This is a genomic window from Geoalkalibacter sp. (genome assembly GCF_030604225.1).
Classification (GTDB): Bacteria; Desulfobacterota; Desulfuromonadia; order Desulfuromonadales; family Geoalkalibacteraceae; genus Geoalkalibacter.
Map to the genome: position 1 here is coordinate 21,943 of NZ_JAUVWH010000019.1, position 8,608 is coordinate 30,550.

Here is an 8,608-nt window from a genome sequence, read left to right on the forward strand (position 1 = left end):
GCGCGGCCTGGCGCGGGCTATTCGCGCTCCGGCGCGCCGCTCGCCGGCACGGCGCGCTTGAAGGCCCAGGCCTCGATTTTCTTGATCTGCTCGGCCATGGTCACGGACAGGGGCACGGTGCGGCTGACCGCCTCGGTGAGGTCGCGCTGGCTCAAGGGGCGCTCCTGGGCCAGGGCCTCGAAGGAGGCGCTGACCACCGCCTGTTCGATTTCGGCGCCGGAGAAGCCCTTGGTCGAGTGGGCGAGCATGCGGCAGTCGAAAGCGGCGGGGTCGAGGTCGCGCTTGGCGAGGTGAATGCGAAAGATGTCCTCGCGCTCCGCGAGAGCCGGCAGGGCGACGTAGAAGATCTCGTCGAAGCGGCCCTTGCGCAGGATTTCCGCGGGCAGCATCTCGATGGCGTTGGCGGTGGCGGCGACGAACACCGGATGACGCTTCTCCTGCATCCAGGTGAGAAAATAGCCGAGGACCCGCGAGGTGGCGCCCCCTTCGGCCTTGAAGCCCTGGGTGCTGATGCCGGCCTCGATCTCGTCGATCCACAGCACGCAAGGCGCCAGGGCCTCGGCGGTCTTGCAGGCGCGGCGCAGGCTGGTTTCCGGCGAACCGTAGGTTTGGGAGTAGACGGTGGCCATGTCGAGCCGGATCAGGGGCAGTTGCCAGCGTGCGGCGATGGCCTTGACGAACAGGCTCTTGCCGCAACCGCTGATGCCCATCATCAGCACCCCCTTGGGCAGGTTGCGCCCGCTTTTCAGCCCGTCGAGGCCATAGGCCTTCTCGCGTTTTTCCATCCAACTCTTCAGCGTGCCCATGCCGCCGACCTGCTCGGGGCGCACGTCGTTTTCGACAAATTCCATGATGCCGCTTTTCTTCAGGATCTGCTTCTTCGCCTGGTGCAGGGCCGTTACAACCCGCCGCACGTCGGTGCCGCGCGTGACCCGTGCCAGGCGCAAGGCACGATCGAGGTCGGCGAGATCCAGGCCTTGCCCCGCGAGGGTCAGGGCGGCCAGGGCCTGGTCGTCGCGCAGCATTTGGGAGAGAAAGGGATCCTTGTCGCGCTGCCCTTCGAGATAGGCGAGAATCTCCTCGCGGTCGGGCAGGGCGTGGTCGAGGATCAGGAAGTGTTCGCGCAGGCTGTCGGGAATCTCGGGGCGCGGGCCGAGAAACACCAGGCTTTTCACCTCCGGGCGGCGCAGGGCGGCAAAATCCTTGAGGGTGCGCTGCAGGTAGGGATTGTCCTTCCAGAACCAGCCCATGTCCTTGAACAGATAGATGCCGTGGCCCTCGCGCGCCACCGCCCAGCGCAGGGCGGTGAGGGGGTCGCGGGTCTCCGGGTGCCCGGCGAAGCCCTCGTTGCAGTCCCATTCCAAAGGCACCGGCATGCCCTTGATGCCTTGCAGGGCGGCGCGCGTCACCAGGGCCTCGGTGCGGCTCTCGTTGTCGGTGGTGATGAAGATCAGCGGCGTCTTGGCGGCGATGAGCTGGCAGAACAGGGCCAGGTTGAGATTCTCGTCCATGGCGGCTCCCCGAGGGTAGGTGGTCGACTGGCATTCATCATAGGCAAGGGGCGGCGCGGCGACAAGGATTTCCGCCCGCGGCGGGCCACGAGCGCCTTGCAATCGCCTGTCAAATAGGCTAGTTTCTCCTTCACTTTCTTATATTCGAGTTCGTGAGGTGGGTGAATGCGCTATACCGACTATCTGTTGCCGACCCTCAAGGAAACTCCGGCCGACGCCGAGGTGGTCAGTCACCGGCTGATGCTGCGCGCCGGCATGATTCGCAAGGTCGCCGCCGGCATCTACAACTATCTGCCCCTCGGGCTGCGCTCCCTGCGCAAGGTCGAGCAGATTGTGCGCGAGGAGATGAACCGCGCGGGCGCCCACGAAGTGCTCATGCCCATGGTGGTGCCCGCCGAGCTCTGGCAGGAATCGGGGCGCTGGCAGCAGTACGGGCGCGAGCTCTTGCGCTTCAAGGACCGCAAGGAGGCCGATTTCTGCCTCGGACCCACCCATGAGGAGGTCATCACCGACATCGTGCGCCACGAGGTGCGCTCCTACCGTCAGGTGCCCCTCAATCTCTTCCAGATCCAGACCAAGTTCCGCGACGAGATCCGCCCGCGTTTCGGATTGATGCGCGGCCGCGAATTCATCATGAAGGACGCCTATTCCTTCGATCTCGACGATGCCGGGGCCGATGCGGCCTACGAGCGCATGTACCAGGCCTACCGGCGCATCTTCCAGCGCTGCGGGCTCAATTTCCGCGCCGTGGAGGCCGATACCGGCAACATCGGCGGCTCCAGCTCCCACGAATTCATGGTGCTGGCCGAGTCGGGCGAGGATGCCATCGTCTCCTGCGACAGCTGCGAGTACGCCGCCAACGTCGAGAAGGCCGAGCTGCGTGCGCCCGCCGGCGCGACGCCGGAGCCGGCCGAGGGCTTGACCAAGGTGCTGACCCCGGCGCGCAAGACCGTCGAGGAGGTGGCCGCCTTTCTCAAGACCAGCCCGCACAGGCTGGTCAAGACCCTCATCGTGCGGACCGACAAGGGCGAAACCCTCGCCGTGCTGCTGCGCGGCGACCGCGAGTTGAACGACATCAAGCTCTGTCGCCTGCTTGATTGCGCCTGGGTGGAGATGGCCGGCGAGGAGGTGGTGCTTCAGGCCACCGGCGCGCCGAGCGGCTTCGCCGGACCGGTGGGGCTCAAGCTGCGCATTATCGCCGACCGCGAGGTGCAGGGTCTGGCCGATTTCATCACCGGCGCCAACGAAAAGGATGCCCATTTTACCGGCGTCAACCATGGTCGGGATTTTCAGGCCGAAGCCTTCGCCGATCTGCGCAAGGCGGTGGCCGGCGATGCCTGTCCGCGCTGCGACGGCCAACTCCAGATTTGGCGCGGCATCGAGGTCGGTCACGTGTTCAAGCTCGGCACCAAGTATTCCGAAGCCCTGAACGCCGTGGTCCTCGACGATCAGGGTCGCGAGCGGGTGCTGGTCATGGGCTGCTACGGCATCGGCATCGGCCGCACCCTGGCCTCGGCCATCGAGCAGAACCACGACGCCGACGGCATCATCTGGCCGCTGCCCATCGCTCCCTTCGAGGTGCTGGTGATGATGCTCAACCCCAACGACGCCGAGGTCAAGGCCGCCGCCGAACAGCTCTACGCCGAACTGCTCGGCGAAGGGGTCGAGGTGCTGCTCGATGACCGCGACGAGCGCCCCGGCGCCAAGTTCAAGGATGCCGATCTGCTTGGCATTCCCCTGCGGGTGACGGTGGGCGCGCGCGGCCTCAAGGACGGGCAGGTGGAACTCAAGGAACGCGCCGGCGGCGCCGTCGCGATGCTGGCGGCGGTGACGGCGGCGGCGGACATCGCCGAGCGGGTGCGCGGTGCTCGCGGGCGCTAGGCGATCCGCCGCGCGGGTGGTTTTCTCTGGCGCGAGGGAGTTCGGCCATGCCGGCGGCCACCCTTGACCAGCAGGGGCGCCTGTTTCTGCCGGCGTCCGTCGCGCGGCGCTTCGGTGCCCGGGGCCTGGAAATCTCCTCGCTGTCGGAGGGCCATCTGTTGCTCACCGTCGCGGAGGCCGCCCATCCCACCCTGATGACCGGGGTGCTGGGGGAGCTTTCCGCCGTCGATCTGCTCTCCTTTTTCAACATGTTCCGCAAAACCGGGGTGCTGCGCTTCGATCTCGAAGGCGGGCGCAAGGACCTTTACCTGCAGGATGGCGAGATCGTCGCGGCGCTCAGTTCCTTCGCCGCGGAAAGTCTCGGCGAAATCCTCTTCGAACTGGGCCGCATCGACCGTGCCCTGCTTGAACGCCTCGGGCGGCGCGCCGCGAACCAGAACGCCCTGGTCCGCTATCTGCTGGAAAAGGAGCTGGTGGCCGCGAGCGACATCTGGCAGGCCGTGCGCCATCAGGCCGAACTCATCGTCTACGATCTGCTCAGCCATCAGCAGGGCAGCTTTTCCTTCCAGGGGAAAACCCTGCCGCGCAAGGATCCCTTCCAGCTGTCCATGAGTACCCAGAACCTGATCATGGAAGGCCTGCGGCGCCTGGACGAGCGGCAACTTTTCCTGCGTCTGATTCCCTCCCTCGATCTGGTTCCGCGTCTTGGCGCCGCCGCCGAGGACGGACTGAGCCCGAGCGAGAGTCGGGTGCTGGAGCGCATTCGCGCCGGCGCCGGGTCGGTGCGCGAGCTGATCCGGGTGAGCGGTTTCGGCGAGTTCGACGGGCTGCGGGTGCTTTACCATCTGGTGGAGCGCGGTCTGGTGAGCTTGCACGCGGCGGGCGAAGACGAGACGCAGGGCGTTCTGGGCGAGATCCTCGACGCCCTCAACCAGGGGCTGGCGGTTCTCCACGCGGGCCTGCGCCAAGCCAAGGCCGGCTTCCACGAGGATGTCCAGGCCATGCTTCGCGAGCTGCCCCAGCCCTATTCCTATATCCTGCGCGACGCGCGGCTGCGCGACGACGGCACCCTCGAGGGCCAGCGCATTCTGGCCAATCTGGCCGGCCTTGAAGAGGGGGACAAGAAACGGCTGCTGGCCGATGCCCTGGGGGAACTGCTTTACATGGAATGCCACATCGCCCGCCAGGTGCTGGGCAAGGACCAGGCGGCGGCGCTGATCGCCGAGGTCAAGCAGGCGACAAGCAAGGTCAAGGACATTCTCGGGAGAACGACATGATGGATGCCGCACGGCAAAAACTGATTTTCGCCCTGGACGTGGATTCTTTCGCGGAGGCCGAACGCTGGGTCAAGCTCCTGCACGCCAAGGTCGGCCTGTTCAAGGTCGGCAAGCAGCTCTTCACGCGCTGCGGACCGGAGGTGGTGCACATGATTCGCGGCGAGGGCGGCGAGGTTTTCCTCGATCTCAAATATCACGACATCCCCAACACCGTCGCCATGGCGTCCGTGGAAGCCATGCGGCTCGGCGCGCGCATCTGCAACGTGCACGCCCTGGGCGGACGGGAGATGATGGAAGCGGCGGCCGCCCAGGTGCGGGCGGAGGTCGCCGCGACGGGCGCGACGCCGCCGCTGTTGCTGGCCGTGACCATCCTCACCTCGTCGACGGATGCCACCCTGCGCGAGGTCGGCATCGAGCAACCGGTCAGCGAAATGGTGCCGCGCCTGGCCAAATTGGCGAAGACCGCCGGCATGGGGGGCGTGGTGGCCTCGCCCCAGGAAATCGCCCTGATCCGCGCCGCCTGCGGCCCTGACTTCGCCATCGTTACGCCCGGCGTGCGCCCCGCCGAGGCGTCCGTCGACGATCAGAAACGCATCATGACGCCCGGTGCCGCCATCGCCGCGGGCGCCGACTATCTGGTGATCGGTCGCCCCATCGCCCGGGCCGCCGATCCCGTCGCCGCCGCCGAGGCCATCGTCGCGGAGATGGCCGCCGCCCCGGCGTCGCGCTGAGCATGGCCGACTGGGTGTTCGGCATCAATCCGGTGCGCGAGGCCCTCGGCGGTCGGCGCCGCCGACCGCTGGAGCTGTTCCTGGCGCGGGACGGCGGGGGACGCCTGCGCGAGCTGCACGATGCCGCCGCCGCAGCCGGGGTGCCGGTCCGGCTGCGTGGCGCCGCCGATCTGGAAAAGCTCACCGGCAATGCCCGCCACCAGGGCGCCGCCCTGCGTCTGGAACCCTTCACCTATCTCGATCTGCACGATCTTCTTGCCGTTTGCCGGGCGAGCGATTCTCCGGGATTTCTGCTGGCGCTTGACGGCGTGACCGACCCGCACAATCTGGGCGCGCTGGTGCGTTCGGCGGCCGCCGCCGGGTGTCAAGGTGTGATTCTGCCCCGAGACAACAGCTGCCCGGTCACCGGCGTCGTCGACCGCGCCGCCGCCGGCGCCCTCGACCATATTCCCCTGTGCCAGGTGGTCAACCTCGCCCGGAGCCTCGACGAACTCAAGGACGGCGGCTTCTGGATCTACGGGCTGGCCGGCGAGGGAGCCGAGGATCTGTTCCGCTGCGATCTGCGCGGTCCCCTGGTGCTGGTCGCCGGCAGCGAGGGCAGTGGCCTGCGCCCCAACGTGCGCCGCCATTGCGATCTGCTGCTTTCGATCCCCATGGCCGGCGGGGTGGGCTCCCTCAATGTGTCCGTCGCCGCCGGCATCGCCCTCTTTGAAGTCCTGCGCCAGCGGCGCCTTTCTTCCTGACCGCACCTCCCGCGCGAATCGCCGCGTCATTAAGAAAATCTATTGACATGGACTCTTCTCTGGGATATTAAAGAGAAGTAATTAGCTTTGTGGAAGAAAATTTCATTATTCCCTTCGCGGGGAACCCTTCCGCAAACCCTTTCGACGCAGACTTTCGGGGAGGATCGCAATGAAGCGTGTGCTGATCGTGGACGACAGTATCTCCGTCGCCCGCCAGCTGGAAAAAATCGTCACCGGCAGCGGCGAGTACGACGTGGTGGGACACGCCAAAAACGGCGCCGAAGCCCTCAAGATGTATCAGATTCATCGCCCCGACCTGGTGTGCATGGACATGAACATGCCGATCATGGACGGCCTGACCGCCCTGCGCACCCTGATGACCATGAACCGCGCCGCCCGCGTGGTGATGGTGACCTCCCTGGGCGGCGTCGGCGACAAGTTCACCGAGGCGCTGCGCCTGGGTGCGCGCAACGTCATCTCCAAGCCCTTTGAAGAGGCCAACGTGCTGCAGATCCTTCGCGAGGCCTGTGTCTGATCTTCCCTGGTCGGCGGGGGCCTGAACCGACAATTTTCCCTGAGGTGGACCTATGGCGGTGAAATTTTTTGGGCAATTTCTGGTGGAACGGGGCGCTGTCAGTCCGGACAAGCTGCTGGAAGCCATTGATCTGCAGGATCGCACCAATCTCAAATTCGGCGAGGTCGCCATGACCCTGGGCTTTCTCGGGGAAGCCGAGGTGGAGCGGGTGCATGATGCTCAGCGCGGCGAGGATCTGCGGTTCGGGGATATGGCGGTCAAGCTCGGTCTTCTCACCCCGGAGCAGATGCAGCAGGTCATCACCTGGCAGAAAAACAACCATCTCTACATCGGAGAGGCCTTGGTCAAGGTCGGCGCTCTTGATTCGGCGCGCGTCGCTAAGCTGCTGGAGGAGTTCAAGGCAGATCAGGCGCCCTATCTGGCCGGCGCGGTGATGATTCCCGAAGGGGTCGATAACCCGCAAGTCTGGGAAATGGCGGCGGATCTGACCTTCAAGATGCTCGCCCGCGTGGCCAATCTCGCCTTTCGCCCCGGTCCTTGCGTGCTGTCCCAGAGCTTCGACGCCAAGCACCTGGCCGCCGCCATGGATTTTTCCGGCAGCCTGCGCGGTCGTTACCTGCTTTCGGTGAGTCGCGGGGTGCAGCAGGCCATGGCCCGCGCCATCCTCAAGGAAAGCGATGTCTCGGGCGAGCCCAAGGAAGTCCTCGACGACACGGTGATGGAATTCATCAACATCGTCTGCGGCAACATCGCCGCCAAGGGCGCGCAGATGGGCCAGAACCTGGAGATCGATCCGCCCTTGGTGGTCGCCGAGAACGACCAGCAGGTTTCCGTGCCGCCGGAGTTCATCGCCCTGAGCTTTCCCTTGTATTTCGCCGACGGCGAGGGGGCGGAACTGTCCCTGTGGATTGCGCGCTAGTCGTCGGACAGCCTCTCTTTAATTGCGAAAAAGCACAAGGCCCGCCCTCACCCGGCGGGCCTTGTGCTTTTTCGCGACCTGTTCGGTGAAATCGCCAGGTCGCGTAGGGGTTTTTCGTTCCTTGACGGATTCCGGGGCGCGTCGCCGGGGAAAATAATAAGAGTTTGGAAAAAAATAATTTAAGTGCGCCTGCCCGATGTTTAGAGGGTTGCAGGTACTCCCGCCGAGGAAAGACGAAAATTTGCCACTTGCTCAACTTGGGCTGATGAATTTAGGTCTGATTTTTGCTCGAGAAGCGGTTACCCGCTATGTCTATTGCGTTTCCTCACGGGGAATGCCTGTGCGCGAAGCGGATATGCATTGCTTAAGGTGATCCCGGGAAGATTTTTTTCCATTTATTGAAACGTGTAAATAAGGCTGATTTGTGGGCGGTGGATCGGCACCTGGGCTCACTTGACAGGGATTTCCCCGGTGCAGTATTTAGTGAAAGATATTTGCCACTCGTCTTATTTCATCCTGCCCGGACACCAGCGATAAGACGACGACCTGCCAAGGACATTTTTTACATAGATTTTTGTTTGGACAAGTTTCGGGGCAATACTCAACAGCACAATCAAAGATGAGGGAGAGAGTCATGGGGGAAGCAAGTCGATTTAGGGGGGCTGTCGCCGGCCGGGTTGCCGGTTGCTTGTTCGGTCTGGCGTTGGTGCTGTGCCTCGCGTCCGGCGTCTGGGCTCAATACGGCGGTTCCTGGAGCGGCGGTTCCTGGAGCGGCGGTACCACCAGCGGCGGTACCACCAGCGGCGGTACCACCAGCGGCGGTACGGGGAGCACTGGTTCTGGTGGTAGCACTCCGACGCTCAACTGCTCGGAGTGCCATGGCGGCGACGTGGCCGCACGCCACCATCAGACCCAGTGGTTTATGAACGGCGAATGCTTCCGCTGCCACGAGGGTTTCGATACCACGGGCGACTGCTCAAGCTGTCATGCCTTCGGGCTGCAGAATACCCA

7 protein-coding genes and 1 pseudogene are annotated in these 8,608 nt (G+C 64.7%); 7 read left to right on the forward strand and 1 reads right to left on the reverse strand.

Features of this window, described 5'->3' with window-relative positions; translation table 11 throughout:
• Positions 1-17: 17 nt before the first annotated feature.
• On the reverse strand, positions 18-1,511 hold the full coding sequence (locus QAT43_RS03975; protein ID WP_305041747.1) for an AAA family ATPase: 1,494 nt from the start codon (positions 1,509-1,511) through the stop codon (positions 18-20).
• Between the two features lie 165 nt (positions 1,512-1,676).
• Here QAT43_RS03975 and QAT43_RS03980 point away from each other — a divergent pair, with 165 nt between their 5' ends.
• From QAT43_RS03980 to QAT43_RS04010, 7 genes and pseudogenes are all read left to right on the forward strand, one after another.
• On the forward strand, positions 1,677-3,392 hold the full coding sequence (locus QAT43_RS03980; protein WP_305041748.1) for a proline--tRNA ligase: 1,716 nt from the start codon (positions 1,677-1,679) through the stop codon (positions 3,390-3,392).
• Positions 3,393-3,439: 47 nt separating this feature from the next.
• Positions 3,440-4,669 carry a DUF4388 domain-containing protein gene (locus QAT43_RS03985; protein WP_305041749.1) on the forward strand — a complete coding sequence of 410 codons (1,230 nt, stop codon included), beginning with the start codon at positions 3,440-3,442 and terminating at the stop codon, positions 4,667-4,669.
• On the forward strand, positions 4,666-5,400 hold the full coding sequence (pyrF, locus tag QAT43_RS03990) for an orotidine-5'-phosphate decarboxylase (protein ID WP_305041750.1): 735 nt from the start codon (positions 4,666-4,668) through the stop codon (positions 5,398-5,400). Before QAT43_RS03985 ends, pyrF begins: the two co-directional genes overlap by 4 nt.
• Before the next feature lie 2 nt (positions 5,401-5,402).
• Positions 5,403-6,143, forward strand: a complete 741-nt coding sequence (gene rlmB, locus QAT43_RS03995) for a 23S rRNA (guanosine(2251)-2'-O)-methyltransferase RlmB (protein WP_305041751.1) — start codon at positions 5,403-5,405, stop codon at positions 6,141-6,143.
• Positions 6,144-6,312: 169 nt separating this feature from the next.
• The gene (locus QAT43_RS04000; protein WP_305041752.1) at positions 6,313-6,678 is read left to right on the forward strand and encodes a response regulator; all 366 of its coding nucleotides are present in this window, start codon (positions 6,313-6,315) and stop codon (positions 6,676-6,678) included.
• A gap of 52 nt (positions 6,679-6,730) precedes the next feature.
• Positions 6,731-7,597: a chemotaxis protein CheX gene (locus tag QAT43_RS04005; RefSeq protein ID WP_305041753.1), complete on the forward strand. Its 867-nt coding sequence runs from the start codon at positions 6,731-6,733 to the stop codon at positions 7,595-7,597.
• Positions 7,598-8,231: 634 nt separating this feature from the next.
• A pseudogene (locus QAT43_RS04010) lies at positions 8,232-8,608 on the forward strand (hypothetical protein); the annotation flags it as partial.